Origin of the sequence: Pseudomonas sp. W2I6, assembly GCF_030815935.1 — a bacterium.
Taxonomy (GTDB): Bacteria; Pseudomonadota; Gammaproteobacteria; order Pseudomonadales; family Pseudomonadaceae; genus Aquipseudomonas.
In genome coordinates this window covers 668,121-682,344 of sequence record NZ_JAUSXJ010000001.1, presented here as the reverse complement: position 1 = coordinate 682,344, position 14,224 = coordinate 668,121, and the positions used below count along the sequence as shown (strand labels likewise).

Here is a 14,224-nt window from a genome sequence, read left to right as displayed (position 1 = left end):
ATCCCCTTTTTTGTTGTTGTGCGGGATGGGCATGGCCGCGCCGTGACGCGGCCGGTTTGTCACTTAGAAATTGACCTGGTCACGCCCCTTGAGCCCGAGGATTTCCCGCGCTTCATCCGGCGTGGCGACCTGATGGCCGAGGGCTTCGATCACTGTGCGAATGCGCCGTACCTGGTCGGCGTTGGACGCGGCCAGTTTGCCCGGGCCATCCCACAGCGAATCCTCCAGGCCGACCCGGGCGTTGCTGCCCATGGACAGGCCCATGGTGGCCAGCGGAATCTGCCCACGGCCGGCGCCGAGGATCGACCACACGTAGTCGTCGCCAAACAGGCGGTCGGCGGTGCGGCGCATATGGGCCAGGTCTTCCGGGTGCCCGCCGATGCCGCCGCGCAAGCCGAATACCGACTGGATAAACAACGGTGGTTTCAGCAGGCCGCGCTCCAGGAAATGGGCGGCGGTGTACAGGTGGCCGATGTCGTAGCACTCGATTTCAAAACGGGTGCGGTTCTCGGCGCAGGAATTGAGGATGTGGGTAATGTCGCGGAAGGTATTGCGAAAGATCCGGTCGTCGCTTTCTTCCAGGTACGGACGCTCCCAGTCATGCTTGAACTCGGTGAAGCGGTTGAGCATTTCGTACAGGCCGAAGTTCATCGAGCCCATGTTCAGCGAGGCCAGTTCCGGCTTGAACTGCATCACCGGTTGCAGGCGCTCTTCGACGCCCATGGTCGGTGCGCCGCCGGTGGTGATGTTGATCACCACGTCGCTGGCGGCCTTGATCTGCGGCAGGAATTCGGCGAACAGCGCGGGGTCCTGGCTGGGACGGCCATCGATGGGATCACGGGCATGCAGGTGGACAATGGCGGCGCCGGCTTCGGCGGCACCGATGGCGGCGTCGGCAATTTCCTGCGCGGTGATCGGCAAATGCGGCGACATCGATGGCGTATGGATGGCACCGGTGACGGCGCAGGTGATGATCACAGGACGATTTTTGGACATGACGATTCTCCGACTTTTATTCTTATGAAAAAAATCCCGGGTGTAACTTGTGTGTTCTTCCCTGGCTTAACGCTGACGCGGCCTACAGGTACTCGACGTTACCGTCGACACTGATCGCCTGGCCGGTGACATTGCGGGCGGCGGGCGAGCAGAGAAACAAGGCCATGGCCGCGACGTCTTCGGCGGTGACCATGCGCTTGAGGGAGATCTTGTTCAGGTATTCCTGGCGCATCTCGGCTTCCGGCACACCGACCTGTTCGGCACGGGCGCGGATCACGCCGTCCATGCGCGGGCCTTCAACGATGCCGGGCAGCAAGGCGTTGACGCGGATGTCGCTTTCGCCCAGCTCCGAGGCCAGGGATTTCATCAGGCCGACGATGGCCCATTTGGTCGCCGCATATGGCGTGCGCCAGGCGTAGCCGAGGCGCCCGGCGACCGAGGCGATATGCAGCAGATGGCCGTGGGACGATTCCTTGAGCATCGGCACCGCGTGGTGGGCAAAGCGGTATTGCGCCGTCAGGTTGATATTGATCGTGGCTTGCCACTCGGCATCGCTGATGGCGTCGATGCCGCCGGTGGGCCCGGCAATCCCGGCGTTATTGACCAACACATCCAGCCCGCCAAATTGCTCGCGCTGCACCTGGAACACCGCCTCGATCTGCGCGGCATCGCTCACATCGGCACGGGTGGCGACAGTGCCCGGGTACTTGTCGCGAAACGCCGCCAGGGCCGGTTCGCTGACATCACACACATGCACCTTGGCACCCGCCTCCAGATAGGCCGCCGCCAACACTTCACCGATACCGGCAGCCCCGCCGGAAATCAACACACGTAACCCAGGATAGGGCTGCAGCCGCTGTAGGACACTCATGCACGTTTACCTCCTGAAACAGACGACCGCGAGCGGTCGTTCTTGACGAGCAGGCGCGCCAGGGAATCGGCGGCCTGCATGATGTCATCGGTCACGGCAGCGCGGGCACCGGCACCATCGCGGGCGGCCAGGGCTTCGACGATGCGCGTATGCGCCTCCATCGAGCGCTGCAAGTGAGCTTTGTCGGGAGCGACCAGGGCAAAACACGGGCCCATGTGCAGCCAGAAGTTTTCCACGGCGGCCATGGTCAATTCGGCCTGGGCGACGGCATAGATCCGACGGTGAAAGGCGAAGTTGGTCCACAGGTAGCGGGAAACGTCGACTTCGTCGGCGGCCTGTTGCATCTGTTGGCAGAGGTCGGAGATTTCGTCGAGGTCGGCTTTTTCCAGGAGCAATACGGCCTTTTCTGCCAGCAAACCTTCCAGGGCGACCCGCGCATCGCGGATTTCCCGCAGGCGTTCGACCGTCATCATGCGGACCCGCAGACGAGAGGTTTCGGTGACTTCAAAGGCGTTTTCGGCGCTGAGGCGCTGGAGGGCTTCGCGCACTGGCATGGGGCTGGAGCCGAGGGCTTCGGCGAGGCCGCGGATGGTGAGTTTCTGGCCGGGCTGGAAACGACCACTCATCAAGGCTTCGCGGATCTGGCGATAGACCTGGTCTTGCAAGGTATCGCGGGACACCTGGCGCAAGGTCGGAAGGAGAAGCGGGCCATCTGTCATGAGTCAAAACCTGTGTTGTCGTTCTTATGGCTCCAATATGTGATCACAAATCAAATATGTCAAATAGTTTCCCGTTGACGGTATGCACGACGCTGACTCTAATGAGCCCTTTCTCCAGCAAGGACCGCTGAACCATGAAATTTGCCTACACCATCGTCTACGTCCCGGACGTCGCTGCATCCCTGCAATTCTTCGAAAAAGCCTTCGGCTTCAGTCGCCGTTTCCTGCATGAATCGGGGACCTATGGCGAGTTGGATACCGGTGATACCACCCTCTCTTTTGCAGCGCATGAGTTGGGCGAGATGAACTTCAAGGGCGGGCATGTGGAGGCGCATGCTTCACAGCAACCGCTGGGGATGGAGTTGGGGTTTGTTACCGAGGATGTGTCAAAGGCTCATGCCAGAGCGCTGGCCGAGGGTGCGACAGAACTTGCTGCGCCGAGCACCAAGCCTTGGGGGCAGGTGGTGTCGTATGTGCGGTGCCCGGATGGGACGCTGGTGGAGTTGTGTACGCCGATTCAGTGAATCGTAATGTGGCGAGGGAGCTTGCTCCCGCTGGACCGGGCTGGCGCTCCAGTGCGAAGCGCTCCCAAAAATCTTGGGGCCGCTTCGCAGCCCAGCGGGAGCAAGCTCCCTCGCCACAGCAAGCTCCCTCGCCACAATGAAATGCCTGCATCAAGGCCTGAGCGGGCGCTCCTGATCGCGCTCCGACAGCTCGGTGCCATCGTCCGGATGCTTCCAGGTCTGCGGCTTTTCTTCCTCGCGAAGCTTCCTCGCCCGCTCCTGCTCCAACTCTTCGCGCTGCTTCTGTTCGTTGCTCATACCCACCTCCCATCCGTAAGAATTGGACACACTGGGCAAGCATAGATGAGGGAGCGGTTTTGTGTGCATCCGGCAATTGATAACCACGACGCATCAATACATGTAAACAACTCACTTATCATTTCCAAATGTGTCAGCCACTATCCGCGGTCTTAAGCGAAACAAGCACTTTAAAAAGAACGCTGGAGACACAAGAAAATGCAAAACCCTTCACGGCCTGACTCTGCCCGCTCCAAAGTCGGCGCGGTCTTTCGCGTCACCTCCGGCAACTTTCTCGAACAGTTCGACTTCTTTCTGTTCGGTTTCTATGCCACCTATATCGCCGCCGCCTTCTTCCCTGCCGCTAATGAATTTGCGTCATTAATGATGACCTTCGCCGTGTTCGGCGCGGGCTTTTTGATGCGTCCGCTGGGGGCTATCATTCTCGGCGCGTACATCGATGATGTGGGCCGTCGCAAAGGTTTGATCGTGACCCTGGCGATCATGGCCAGTGGCACCCTGCTGATCGTGCTGGTGCCCGGCTATCACACCATTGGTTTGTGGGCACCGCTGCTGGTGCTGATGGGCCGGCTGTTGCAAGGTTTCTCGGCCGGTGCCGAACTGGGCGGCGTGTCGGTGTACCTGGCCGAAATGGCCACCCCGGGCCGCAAGGGTTTCTATACCAGCTGGCAATCGGGTAGCCAGCAGATCTCCATCGTGGTCGCGGCCGCCCTGGGTTATGGCCTGAACCAGTGGATGGAACCAGCCGTGGTTGCCGATTGGGGCTGGCGCATTCCGTTCGCCATCGGCTGCGTGATCATCCCGTTCATCTTCGTCCTGCGCCGCAACCTGCAGGAAACCGAAGAGTTCGCCAACCGCAAGCATCGCCCGACCATGCGCGAAGTGCTGGCCACCCTGGTGAAGAACTGGACCATCGTGATCGGCGGCATGATGATGGTGGCGATGACCACCACGGCCTTCTACCTGATCACCGTGTACGCACCCACCTTCGGCAAAACCGTACTCAACCTGACCACCGCCGACGCCCTGCTGGTGACCCTGCTGGTGGCCGTGTCGAACTTCATCTGGCTGCCCATCGGTGGCACCCTCAGTGACCGTTTTGGCCGCAAGCCGGTGCTGATCGCCATGACTGCTTTGACCGTGCTGACCGCTTACCCGGCACTTTCCTACGTGGTCAATGCGCCAAGCTTCGCGCACATGCTGGAAACCCTGCTGTGGTTCTCCTTCCTCTACGGCATGTACAACGGTGCCATGATCCCGGCCCTGACCGAGATCATGCCGGTGGAAGTGCGTGTGGCGGGCTTCTCCCTGGCCTATAGCCTGGCGACCGCGATCTTCGGTGGTTTTACCCCGGCGATTTCCACCTGGTTTATCCACGAGACGGGCGACAAGGCATCGCCCGCCTACTGGCTGATGTTCGCCGCGCTGTGCGCCCTGTGCGCGACGTTCGCGCTGTATCGCCGCGCCAGCGCCCGTCTGCAAGTTGCCTGAGGAGTCGCACTGATGAACCCCATGCTGAAAACACTGGCGGTACTGGCGATCGGTTCCCTGGCGATGGTCGCCCACGCCGAAGAGCTGAAAGTCATGACCTCCGGCGGCTTCACCGCTGCCTACAAGGTGCTGGGTGCGCAATACGCCACCCAGAGCGGCGACACCCTCGACACCATCCTCGGCCCGTCGATGGGCAAGGCGCCGGAAGCGATTCCCAACCGCCTGGCCCGTGGCGAACACGCCGACGTGGTGATCATGGTCGGCTACGCATTGGATGAGCTGATCAAGCAAGGCAAGGTCGACAAGGCGTCCCGGGTTGAACTGGCGGACTCGCGCATCGGCCTGGTGGTCAAGGAAGGCGCGGCCAAGCCCTCGATTGCCACCGATGCCGAACTGAAGACGGTACTGACCAACGCCAAATCCGTCGCGTACTCGGACAGCGCCAGCGGCGTCTACGTCGAAAAGGAACTGTTCAAGAAGCTCGGCATGCCGTCCAAGGGCACCATGATCGAACGCATCCCGGTGGCCTCACAGGTGGCCAAGGGTGATTACGAAGTGGGCTTGCAACAGGTGTCCGAACTGCTGCCGATTCCAGGCGTGACCTACGTCGGAAAGATCCCCGAAGACGTGCAGTCCGTCACCCGTTTTGCCGCCGGCATTCCGGTAAATGCGCAGCACCCGGCGCAGGCGAAAAAGCTCCTGCAATTCCTCGCCTCGCCCCAGGCGCAACCGGTGGTGCAATCCACCGGCCTGGATTCGGTCTCACACTGACCGGAACGGCATCTCCCGCGTCAACCGCTCCAGTTCCAGTGCCGCCGGCGTCAACGTACGCCCGCGGCGCTTGATCAACCCCACGTTGCGCACCACCTCCGGCTCCACCAACGGCACGCTCGTCAGAATCGGATGTTCGCCGCCCGGCATCGCAATCGACGGCACCATCGCCACCCCAAGCCCCGCCTCCACCAGCCCGATCATGGTCGTCACGTGATGGGTTTCGCAGATGCTTGGTTTCTTCACCCGCACGCCGCGCAGGGCCTGGTCCAGCAGGAAGCGGTTGCCTGAGGTCTTGTCCACGGTGATGTAGTCGTGCTCGTACGCCTCGGCCCACGTCACACTGGCGCGGTCCGCCAGCGGGTGCTCCCGGCGACAGGCCAGTACATAACGCTCCTGCAACAGCAGCTCGAACTCCACCCCGTCTGCCAGGCTGCCGCTGAAACTCACGCCGAAATCCGCCTCGCCACTTTCCACCGCCGCACACACCTCGCCCGCACTGGCGTCCAGGACCCGCAGGCGAATCTTCGGATAGAGTTTGTGGAATTCGGAGATCACGTGGGGCATGAAGTAGTACGCGGTGGACGGCACACAGGCGATGGTGACATTGCCCATGCGGGTCGAGGCGACGTTGCTGATGCCCATCAGGGCGATGTCCAGGTCATCGAGCATGCGCTCGACTTGCGGCAGGAACGCGCGGCCGACCATGGTCAGGCTGACCCGGCGCGTGGTGCGTTCGAAGAGTTTGACATCGAGGGCGGATTCGAGCTTCTCGATACGCCGGCTGAGGGCCGGCTGGGAGATACGGATGGCTTCGGCCGCCGCACGGAAACTGCCCTTGTCTACGACGGCACGGAAGGCTTGGAGGTCGTTCAGGTCGAAGTTGATGATCACGGGGGCAGCCATTGGTTGAACAGATGTGGCGGGCATTATCGTATGGGGGCTGGCGGGATGCTATTGGCGCGGGCCACAGACTCGGGATCAGCCAATAACCCTACGGAAAATATGCGGTCATACATATCAGCAGGGAATTTGCGTGGGTTGGAAACGAGACTTCTGAAAAGCGTCAATACTGACAGCCTCAAATCCAGCTCTCACTTTTAGGCCCACTATGGAAAAGTTTTTGACGATGGATTACCCCATCAGTATCTGCACGAAACAGACAGCACGCTGGTCAGTTCAGGAGACTCCAGCGACTCACACTGGTCAGTTACCGCTTGCAACACGCCCAGCGTTGAGTAGGATTAAATCCTACCCAGCAAAAGCGGACGCTACCATGCGCTCAACCCAGCAAATGAGCATCACCTTGCCGATTGAGATGGCCGCACTCGTCAAAGCCAAAGTGAGCACTGGCGAATATGCCAGTGAAAGTGAAGTCATACGTGACGGGCTGCGAATCTTGCTGGCACGTGACCGAGCAATGGAAAACTGGCTTCAGGATCAAGTGATTCCAGCAGCCGTCGCCCTCAAGGCCGATCCAGACAGCGCGCTGTCTGCCGCCCAGGTCCGCGAACACATGGCAGCCAAACGCCAACAGAAAGGCAACCGTAAGTCGTGACCTACACGGTAGCTTTTTCACCCAAGGCAGTAACGCAACTCGAAGAACTTGAAGACTACATCACCCAGGCCGGCTCACCCGTCATCGCTGCGCGCTATGTAGATGCCATCATCAGTTACTGCGAAAACCTGTATCTGTTTCCTCTGCGCGGCATCAGCCGTGAAGACTTGTTACCCACTCTACGTACCACTCACTATCGGCACACCACCATCATCGCTTTTACAGTAGATGCCGACACTGAAACGGTATCGATTCTAGGGGTGTTCTACGGAGGGCAAGATTACGCAGCCCTCTTGCAGGACGAGGACAACGGTTAACTTCGGCTCCAATCGTTCTATTCACGAATAGCTACCGGTAACGCAATCAATGGATGAAACAATAAAAAGGACTTCCAGCCCTGCGCCTCTCTATCGAGCGCTTCGAGCGGGGTTGTGGCTCCTGGGTTTGCTCTGCCTTGCAGCTTTGAGCTTCTTCGCCTGGCAAAGCTTCTACCCGGTCAGTGCAGCCGAAGACTGGAGTGTTCATGTCGTCCACCGAGACGTAGCAAAGGCCGCATCACTGATGCCGATGCCCGACGGTTCGCTGATGGTGAGCCAGGAATTGAGCGATGGGCTTGGCAGTATCGTGCGCATATTGCCCGACGGAAAACGCGAGCTGGTTGTAGGAAAACTATCCAAGCCCGATGGCATGGTCGCCACTCAGGGCGGTTGGGTGTTCAGCCAGGAAGTGGACGGCGCGCCGGTCAGCTTCCTCAAGGACGGCGTCGTCACCGAGCTGTTCAGGGGAGAAAGCGTGCAAGGGCTATGGGACGACGGCGAGTACCTGTATGCCATCGAAGACCGCAAGGTCGGGGCGCGGATTCTGCGCTATCACTGGAGCGACAGGACCTTGAGCGTCGTGCGTGACCAACTCAGCGAAGGCGAGTCGATTGTTCGCTGCACGGATGGGCGCATGCTCTACACAGAAAAGAAGAAGGGCGTGGTGCGAGAGCTGACCATCGACGGTAGCGACCCGGTGGTACTGAGCCATTTGAACAAACCCACCTTCCTGATGTGCGATGAACGCGGGTTATGGATCAACGAGGATTCCACCCACCGGGCGCGTTTGTTGTTGATCGACAAGCAAGGACGCCAGCAGACGATCCTGTCTTTCCTGAAGGCGCCACAGTCGATTGTGCGTACGACGAAGGGAACGTACCTGGTGGCCGAAGGTGGCCGTGACCGTATCCTGGAACTGGTGCCCTCCGTGGCACGGGTAGACCCGGTTACAGCTGAAACCGCGCCACCGCCTCGTTGAGCGACACGGCCAAGCGCGCCAGCTCTTGGCTCGACCCGTTGATCTGCCCCGCTCCCGAAGACGACTGCGCAGACAGGTCACGAATATTGACGATGTTGCGGTCCACTTCCTTGGCCACCTGGGCCTGCTCTTCGGCGGCGCTGGCGATGACCAGGTTGCGCTGGTGAATCTGGTCTATGGAGTCGGTGATCTGGCTCAAGGCTCCACCGGCGCCTTCGGCCAGGATCAAGGTTTCGCTGGCCCGCTGGGTGCTCGATTGCATTGAGGTCAGTGCCTCGCTGGAGCCACTGCGCATCGCGGTGACCATCTGGTCGATTTCCAGGGTCGACTGCTGGGTGCGATGGGCCAGCGCACGCACTTCGTCGGCCACCACGGCAAAGCCACGCCCGGACTCACCGGCACGCGCCGCCTCGATGGCGGCGTTCAGGGCCAACAGGTTGGTCTGCTCGGCGATGGAGCGAATCACATCGAGCACCTTGCCGATGTCCCGCGACTGATCGGCGAGGTTTTGCACCAGGCTTGAGGTTTCACCGATGTTGGTACTCAACGCCTGAATCGCGCTGACCGTTTCGCCGACGCGCTGCTGGCCATCGCGGGCCGTTTCATTGGAGAGCCGGGTGGATTCGGAAGTGGAGACCGCATTACGTGCCACCTCATCGGCGGCCGAAGTCATCTCGTTGACCGCGGTGGCGGCTTGCTCGATTTCAGCGGTCTGCTTTTGCAGGCTGCGGCTGCTCTGGTCGGTGATGCCGTTGAGGTCGGTGGCCGATGCCGCCATCTGCCCGGCCGACTGGCGAATCAGCTGCAAGGTACTGCGCAGGCTGCCTTGCATGGTCTGCAACGCCACCAGCAGGCGCGTCACTTCGTCATCGCCGGTCACTTCAACGGTTTGCGTCAGGTCGCCTTGGGCGACGTTTTCGGCGGCGCGCACCGCGTGGCTCAGCGGACCAACGATGCTGCGCGTCAGCAACCAGGCCAGGGCTACGGTGCTCACCGCGGCCAGCAGCACGAAGCCGAAAACCATCGTGCGCGAGCGGCTGTACTGCAACTCGGCCGTCTGGCCCTGCAGGTTTATCTGGGCGTTGTAGTAATCGGCCAGGGCATTGAGCTGATTGCCGGAACCGTCGACCACGGTCTTCATGTCCACCAGCAGCAACTTGTTCAGCTCGGCGGTCTGCTGCTTGTCGGCGAGGATGAATGACTGGGTGAGGCCTTGCTGGTATTGCCGCAGGGAGACCTGAAACTGGTCGTAGAGATTGCGTACCTCAGGTGTATCAAGCACCGCACTCAGGTCGGCCAGTTTCTTTGCCAGATCCTGGCTGCGGGTGTCCATCTGGCTGCGGTATTGCGGGATGCTCGACGCGTTGGAATCAAGGGCCATGCGCAGGGAAATAGTGCGGATGCGCAGCATGATTTCGCGGATATCCGAGACCAGGCGCATCTTCGGCACCAGGCCACTTTCAACCTGCACGGCGCTTTCGCGGATGCTTGCCATGTTCGAGAGCGCAAAGAACCCCAACAGCGCCACGAGCAAGGCAATCAAGGCAAAACCGAGACCCGCACGGCGGGCGATGGACAGGCTGCGGAGCGACATGGCGATTGTTCTCATTATAGGCATACGACATCGTATGACAGAGTTTCGGCCAGTCAGGGCGGGACTTGAGCGCAATTCGTGCAAGTTGCCAGATATAAGATTTTCCACTAAAAGCCCGCTGGCTTTTAGCTACAGCGGGCTTTGCGGGGCGTCGTTGGCGTTCACGGGTTGGCGGGTTTATCAGCTGCAAATTGACGGTCGAGTACCGAGTCCACCAACGCCTGAGCATTCTCGATCAACTGGGCCAACCCCATGGTTAATCGATAGTGAATGCTGTCTTGGCCATCGGCGCAGCGGTAGGCTGTTTCCAGCGCTGACGACAGGATTTCGGTGGCGTTGGCCAGTGCTTCTTCGGTGCCTACATCCGCACCTACGAGGAAGATTTTGCGTGGTGGGCGCTCGTCGATTTCAGCCGATTCGGGCGCAGGTTCACTCAGGTAATAATCAAGCGCTCTTTGCGCCGCGTCGGACATTTTTCCGTCAGTGAGTTTGTTGTGCGCGCGAGCGCCGAAAGAATCAGGGGGATTGGGGGTGATCTTTTTCATGGTGTAGCTCCTGTATGTAATCGGAGCTGCCATTCCCCTGCTGTCAAACAGGATTGGGTGGCAGCTGTACGCGGGTTGACAGACCGGTATACAGGACCCGGCGCACCCGAAGATGCCCCACGTACAGCCGCCATAAAACGACGCCACAGCTAAAGCAGCCTGTAATCGTATGGAGGTTGTACACCTGTAAATCGGTCTGTCAAAACCGGTCGCCATGGGGGCAACGGGGCGAAGGTTACCGCCGTGCCTCAGGCAGCGCAACCCTGCACTGGCAGCTAAAGAATCAGGCTACAGACATCACTGAAATGGCGTAACTTGCAAGTTACTTGGCGCGCTCCTGCTAGTGTGTAAAAAGCACCCGTCCACCATCATTCGTTCACAGGTTACTCCCGCAGTCTCAAACGAAGAGGTGTTCGAATGTCCAGGATATGGTTTATCACCGGCAGTTCCCGCGGCCTCGGCCGCTCGATTACCGTAGCCGCCCTGCGCGCCGGTGATCGTGTGGTTGCCACCGCGCGCAATCCCAAGCAGTTGGATGACCTGGTGGCCGAATACGGCGAGGCGATTTATCCGGTCACGCTGGACGTGACCAATAACCAGCAGGTGCTGGAAGCGGTGGATGCCGCGGTGAAACATTTTGGTCGCCTGGATGTGGTGGTCAATAACGCCGGCTACGGTGACCTGGCGTCGGTGGAAGATGTGACGCTGGAGGATTTTTCCGCGCAGATCAGCACCAACTTCTATGGTGTGGTGCACGTGAGCAAGGCGGTGGTGCCGGTGCTGCGCGCCCAGGGCCGTGGGCATATCTTCCAGGTATCGTCGTTGGGTGGCCGCATCGGCATGGCCGGCCTGGCCGCGTATCAGAGTGCGAAATGGGCAGTCGGTGGATTTTCCACAGTACTGGCACAGGAAGTCACACCACTGGGCATCCAGGTGACCGTGCTGGAGCCGGGCGGCATGCGCACGGACTGGTCGGGCAGTTCCATGACGATTCCGGCCATCAGTGAGCCCTACCAACAAACGGTCGGCGCCCTGGTTGAATTGCTCAACTCCCCCGGCATCCTGCCGACGGGTCCGGACCGGGTTGCCGAAATCGTGCTGGAGCTGGCACTGAACAAAGACGCCCCGCTACGCTTGCTGATCGGCAGCGATGCCGTGCAATACGCCGCCCGTGCAGCCGCAGATTTGGCCGAGTCGGATAAGAAGTGGCATGACCTCAGCGTGTCAGCCTCGGATTAATCTCACGCTTTTGAAAAAGGTGCCGCATGCCTGACGTGACCCAACCCCGTTTCAACATACCGGATGTGTTCTGGCTGGCGCTGCAGAGCGTCGGGCTGGAGCCGTCGGTGGTGTTGCGTCAGGCACGCTTGCCCATGACCCTGCATATCCGCGAGCGGCGAGACCGGCGGCAGGTGACGACGCTGGAGTTCTTTCGCTTGTGGGAGGCGGTGCGCATACTTAATCCTGATCCGGCTGTCGGGATATTACTGGTGACGCGGCTGGATATCACCGCGCTTCCACCCTCCAGCTTTGCCGCTTTTATCGCCCGGGATTATCGCGATGGCCTGCACCGCCTCGCCCGCTTCAAGCAATTGTGCACACCCGAGCGCCTGCAGGTTTGCGAGGATGGCCGTACCTGTACGGTGACCATCGACTGGTTGCACACGCCAGAATTACCGCCTGCGCTGCTGGTGGATGCGGCGTTTGCGACGTTTGTTGAATTGGGGCGACGGGGAGCACGGACGCAGATCACTCCCCTGCAGGTCGAACTGGTTCGCCCGGACGATGGCAGCCGTGCACTGGCCGAGTTTTTCGGTTGCTCCGTGCGTTTTGGTGCCGGGCGCAACGCGCTGATACTGGACGCCGCCGATCTGGACCGACCTTTTCCGGGGTACAACCCGCAAATGCTCGAAATGCTGAACCCGGGCCTGGTGGCAGCGCTTGCCGAGGCCTCGACACCGGCCAGCATCAGCCATCAGGTCAAGATCACCCTCAAGCGCTTCCTGGCCAGTGGCCGCCCCGAGATGGTCGAGGTAGCGCGGGAGCTGGGCATGAGCGAACGCACGTTGCAACGGCGCATTACCGAGGCCGGCACCAGTTTCAGGCAACTGATGCTGGAAACCCGCCAGGAAGTGGTGCGGCATCTGCTCACCGAGCCGTCGATTGAGATAGACGAGATCGCGTGCCTGGTGGGCTATGAAGATACCAACTCGTTTTATCGTGCGTTTCGTTCCTGGGAGGGGACGACGCCGGCTCGGTGGCGGGCGTTGCAGACGCCCTCATCGTCTCATTGAAGCTATGCCGACAAAGCCTTCTTTGCACTGCGCGCCATGATCTGCAAATCCTCGAACGGGTTTCTGCCAATCAACATGAACGCATGGGACGGGCTGGACCAAAACACCACGTTCATGCCCCGGCGCTGTTCGGTGGCCATGGCCACCGCACCTTTTTTCGCCGCCGTAATGCACAGCGCCAGCGGGCCGTGGCGCGCGTCGAGGTAGGTCAGTTGGCCGATCAGTACGCCGTCATAATCAAGGATTTGTGCGCGGCGAAATTCGGCGCCAGGCAGGTGTACTGCATCCGGGTTCAACGACAGGCCGAGCTGGGTCCCGACCGAACTCAGCTGGGCGATATGGGAGTCGGGATCGGCGCTGAGGTTTTCCAGGGTCTGGGGCGTATACAGCGCCATGTATTCGGCAACCGAGGCACGCCAGCCCGAACCGGGCTCAGGCCGGGGCCAGGTCATGAACAAGCGATCAGCGACCACACCGGCCACCGCAAAGCTTGCTGCTACCGCGAGAAATTTGCGTCGACTCAGGGTGGGTGTTTGTGCCGGCGGCAAGGCATCGAGCATCACCTGCAAACGCTCTGTAGGGGCTTGATCGAGAACCGAATCGAAGGCTGATTTGAACGGCAAGTGGCCGCGCTTGAGCAGCTCCAAGCGGGCCGTCACGGCAGGATCGATCCCCAGCAGGTTATCGATAACCTGACGCTGCCGAGGGTCTAACTCACCGTCCAGGTAAGCCACCAGCAGTTCATCCGACGGTGGTGTATTTTGAGTCATCGTCGTTCTCCGCTCGATTTATCCAACAAGCCGCTTGAGTGCGCAGTTTCAGCCAGCTTCATGCGCGCAGCGGCCAACCGGCTCATCACCGTTCCTACGGGAATATGCAGGACTTCGGCAATTTCCTTGTATGAGAGGCCTTCGACGTAGGCAAGAAAAACAGTCTCCCGCTGCGCTTCGGGTAATGCATTGACGCGCTTGATCACCTGTGCGGCCAGGACCTGGTCCTGAGCCAGGGCTTCACCGTCGAACGACAACGCCTGCTCGGCGTCGACAAACCCCTGCCCTTGCCGTACTCGCTGGGCGCGCAATTCGTTAAGCCAGATCGAATGCATGATCGTCAGCAACCAGCGGTCCAGCCGCGTGCCAGCCACGAACTGGCCTGCACGCTCCAACGCCCGCACGCAGGTGGCTTGCACCAGGTCATCAGCCACATGCTTTTGTCGCGACAGCACCAGCCCGTATCGCCATAAACGTGGCAACAGCTGGCTCAACTCT

At 60.4% G+C, this 14,224-nt stretch carries 17 protein-coding genes and 1 pseudogene; 8 read left to right on the top strand and 10 right to left on the bottom strand.

Annotated features, from left to right (window positions below; genetic code table 11):
• Positions 1-63 precede the first annotated feature (63 nt).
• The 3 genes from QF039_RS03285 to QF039_RS03275 form a co-directional block, all read right to left on the bottom strand.
• A complete protein-coding gene (locus QF039_RS03285) occupies positions 64-996 on the bottom strand; it encodes a 3-keto-5-aminohexanoate cleavage protein (RefSeq protein ID WP_087692589.1) in 933 nt (310 codons plus the stop codon).
• An 82-nt stretch (positions 997-1,078) separates the two neighbouring features.
• Complete coding sequence (locus tag QF039_RS03280) at positions 1,079-1,867, bottom strand: SDR family oxidoreductase (protein WP_010176559.1); 789 nt, start codon at positions 1,865-1,867, stop codon at positions 1,079-1,081.
• Positions 1,864-2,586, bottom strand: coding sequence for a GntR family transcriptional regulator (locus QF039_RS03275; protein ID WP_003211913.1), 723 nt, complete (start codon positions 2,584-2,586; stop codon positions 1,864-1,866). Before QF039_RS03275 ends, QF039_RS03280 begins: the two co-directional genes overlap by 4 nt.
• 134 nt (positions 2,587-2,720) lie before the next feature.
• Between QF039_RS03275 and QF039_RS03270 the strand changes: the two genes are divergently transcribed.
• On the top strand, positions 2,721-3,110 hold the full coding sequence (locus QF039_RS03270) for a VOC family protein (RefSeq protein WP_177066761.1): 390 nt from the start codon (positions 2,721-2,723) through the stop codon (positions 3,108-3,110).
• Between the two features lie 150 nt (positions 3,111-3,260).
• Here the strand turns inward: QF039_RS03270 and QF039_RS03265 are convergent, their stop codons facing one another.
• Positions 3,261-3,407 (bottom strand): hypothetical protein, encoded by a 147-nt coding sequence (locus tag QF039_RS03265; RefSeq protein ID WP_003211914.1) that lies wholly within the window; start codon positions 3,405-3,407, stop codon positions 3,261-3,263.
• A gap of 198 nt (positions 3,408-3,605) precedes the next feature.
• Between QF039_RS03265 and QF039_RS03260 the strand changes: the two genes are divergently transcribed.
• Together QF039_RS03260 and QF039_RS03255 are read left to right on the top strand one after the other, a co-directional pair.
• Positions 3,606-4,898: an MFS transporter gene (locus QF039_RS03260; protein ID WP_003211917.1), complete on the top strand. Its 1,293-nt coding sequence runs from the start codon at positions 3,606-3,608 to the stop codon at positions 4,896-4,898.
• A 12-nt stretch (positions 4,899-4,910) separates the two neighbouring features.
• Positions 4,911-5,669: a substrate-binding domain-containing protein gene (locus QF039_RS03255; RefSeq protein ID WP_087692592.1), complete on the top strand. Its 759-nt coding sequence runs from the start codon at positions 4,911-4,913 to the stop codon at positions 5,667-5,669.
• Here QF039_RS03255 and QF039_RS03250 read toward each other — a convergent pair.
• Positions 5,661-6,563: a LysR family transcriptional regulator gene (locus QF039_RS03250; RefSeq protein WP_008437881.1), complete on the bottom strand. Its 903-nt coding sequence runs from the start codon at positions 6,561-6,563 to the stop codon at positions 5,661-5,663. The genes QF039_RS03255 and QF039_RS03250 overlap by 9 nt on opposite strands.
• Positions 6,564-6,945: 382 nt before the next feature.
• Here QF039_RS03250 and QF039_RS03245 point away from each other — a divergent pair, with 382 nt between their 5' ends.
• The 3 genes from QF039_RS03245 to QF039_RS03235 all read left to right on the top strand — a co-directional run bounded on the left by QF039_RS03245 (position 6,946) and on the right by QF039_RS03235 (position 8,523).
• The gene (locus tag QF039_RS03245; protein ID WP_063032594.1) at positions 6,946-7,227 is read left to right on the top strand and encodes a type II toxin-antitoxin system ParD family antitoxin; all 282 of its coding nucleotides are present in this window, start codon (positions 6,946-6,948) and stop codon (positions 7,225-7,227) included.
• Positions 7,224-7,544 carry a type II toxin-antitoxin system RelE/ParE family toxin gene (locus QF039_RS03240; RefSeq protein ID WP_177019686.1) on the top strand — a complete coding sequence of 107 codons (321 nt, stop codon included), beginning with the start codon at positions 7,224-7,226 and terminating at the stop codon, positions 7,542-7,544. The genes QF039_RS03245 and QF039_RS03240 overlap by 4 nt, the downstream gene beginning before the upstream one ends.
• Positions 7,545-7,671: 127 nt before the next feature.
• Positions 7,672-8,523 (top strand): hypothetical protein, encoded by an 852-nt coding sequence (locus QF039_RS03235; protein WP_307516912.1) that lies wholly within the window; start codon positions 7,672-7,674, stop codon positions 8,521-8,523.
• Here QF039_RS03235 and QF039_RS33680 read toward each other — a convergent pair.
• The 3 genes and pseudogenes from QF039_RS33680 to QF039_RS03225 all read right to left on the bottom strand — a co-directional run bounded on the left by QF039_RS33680 (position 8,492) and on the right by QF039_RS03225 (position 10,662).
• On the bottom strand, positions 8,492-9,301 hold the full coding sequence (locus tag QF039_RS33680; RefSeq protein ID WP_371316412.1) for a methyl-accepting chemotaxis protein: 810 nt from the start codon (positions 9,299-9,301) through the stop codon (positions 8,492-8,494). The genes QF039_RS03235 and QF039_RS33680 overlap by 32 nt on opposite strands.
• Positions 9,302-9,349: 48 nt before the next feature.
• Positions 9,350-10,117: pseudogene (locus tag QF039_RS33675) on the bottom strand (MCP four helix bundle domain-containing protein); the annotation flags it as partial.
• A 161-nt stretch (positions 10,118-10,278) separates the two neighbouring features.
• Positions 10,279-10,662, bottom strand: a complete 384-nt coding sequence (locus tag QF039_RS03225; protein ID WP_226474990.1) for a DUF6124 family protein — start codon at positions 10,660-10,662, stop codon at positions 10,279-10,281.
• 417 nt (positions 10,663-11,079) lie between these two features.
• Here QF039_RS03225 and QF039_RS03220 point away from each other — a divergent pair, with 417 nt between their 5' ends.
• Complete coding sequence (locus tag QF039_RS03220; RefSeq protein WP_008437872.1) at positions 11,080-11,901, top strand: SDR family NAD(P)-dependent oxidoreductase; 822 nt, start codon at positions 11,080-11,082, stop codon at positions 11,899-11,901.
• 26 nt (positions 11,902-11,927) lie between these two features.
• Positions 11,928-12,956, top strand: coding sequence for an AraC family transcriptional regulator (locus QF039_RS03215; RefSeq protein ID WP_177035878.1), 1,029 nt, complete (start codon positions 11,928-11,930; stop codon positions 12,954-12,956).
• Between the two features lie 2 nt (positions 12,957-12,958).
• On the opposite strand, the gene QF039_RS03210 is transcribed toward QF039_RS03215, so the two are convergent.
• Together QF039_RS03210 and QF039_RS03205 are read right to left on the bottom strand one after the other, a co-directional pair.
• Positions 12,959-13,726 carry an anti-sigma factor gene (locus QF039_RS03210; RefSeq protein ID WP_307516906.1) on the bottom strand — a complete coding sequence of 256 codons (768 nt, stop codon included), beginning with the start codon at positions 13,724-13,726 and terminating at the stop codon, positions 12,959-12,961.
• On the bottom strand, positions 13,723-14,220 hold the full coding sequence (locus QF039_RS03205; protein ID WP_003211943.1) for an RNA polymerase sigma factor: 498 nt from the start codon (positions 14,218-14,220) through the stop codon (positions 13,723-13,725). The genes QF039_RS03210 and QF039_RS03205 overlap by 4 nt, the downstream gene beginning before the upstream one ends.
• Between the last annotated feature and the right edge of the window lie 4 nt (positions 14,221-14,224).

What these genes read in the sequence shown, in the direction of transcription:
- QF039_RS03285 (WP_087692589.1), bottom strand. Translation starts at nt 996, where the DNA reads ATGTCCAAAAATCGTCCTGTGATCATCACCTGCGCCGTCACCGGTGCC.
- QF039_RS03280 (WP_010176559.1), bottom strand. Translation starts at nt 1,867, where the DNA reads ATGAGTGTCCTACAGCGGCTGCAGCCCTATCCTGGGTTACGTGTGTTG.
- QF039_RS03275 (WP_003211913.1), bottom strand. Translation starts at nt 2,586, where the DNA reads ATGACAGATGGCCCGCTTCTCCTTCCGACCTTGCGCCAGGTGTCCCGC.
- QF039_RS03270 (WP_177066761.1), top strand. Translation starts at nt 2,721, where the DNA reads ATGAAATTTGCCTACACCATCGTCTACGTCCCGGACGTCGCTGCATCC.
- QF039_RS03265 (WP_003211914.1), bottom strand. Translation starts at nt 3,407, where the DNA reads ATGAGCAACGAACAGAAGCAGCGCGAAGAGTTGGAGCAGGAGCGGGCG.
- QF039_RS03260 (WP_003211917.1), top strand. Translation starts at nt 3,606, where the DNA reads ATGCAAAACCCTTCACGGCCTGACTCTGCCCGCTCCAAAGTCGGCGCG.
- QF039_RS03255 (WP_087692592.1), top strand. Translation starts at nt 4,911, where the DNA reads ATGAACCCCATGCTGAAAACACTGGCGGTACTGGCGATCGGTTCCCTG.
- QF039_RS03245 (WP_063032594.1), top strand. Translation starts at nt 6,946, where the DNA reads ATGCGCTCAACCCAGCAAATGAGCATCACCTTGCCGATTGAGATGGCC.
- QF039_RS33680 (WP_371316412.1), bottom strand. Translation starts at nt 9,301, where the DNA reads ATGGCGGCATCGGCCACCGACCTCAACGGCATCACCGACCAGAGCAGC.
- QF039_RS03225 (WP_226474990.1), bottom strand. Translation starts at nt 10,662, where the DNA reads ATGAAAAAGATCACCCCCAATCCCCCTGATTCTTTCGGCGCTCGCGCG.
- QF039_RS03220 (WP_008437872.1), top strand. Translation starts at nt 11,080, where the DNA reads ATGTCCAGGATATGGTTTATCACCGGCAGTTCCCGCGGCCTCGGCCGC.
- QF039_RS03215 (WP_177035878.1), top strand. Translation starts at nt 11,928, where the DNA reads ATGCCTGACGTGACCCAACCCCGTTTCAACATACCGGATGTGTTCTGG.
- QF039_RS03210 (WP_307516906.1), bottom strand. Translation starts at nt 13,726, where the DNA reads ATGACTCAAAATACACCACCGTCGGATGAACTGCTGGTGGCTTACCTG.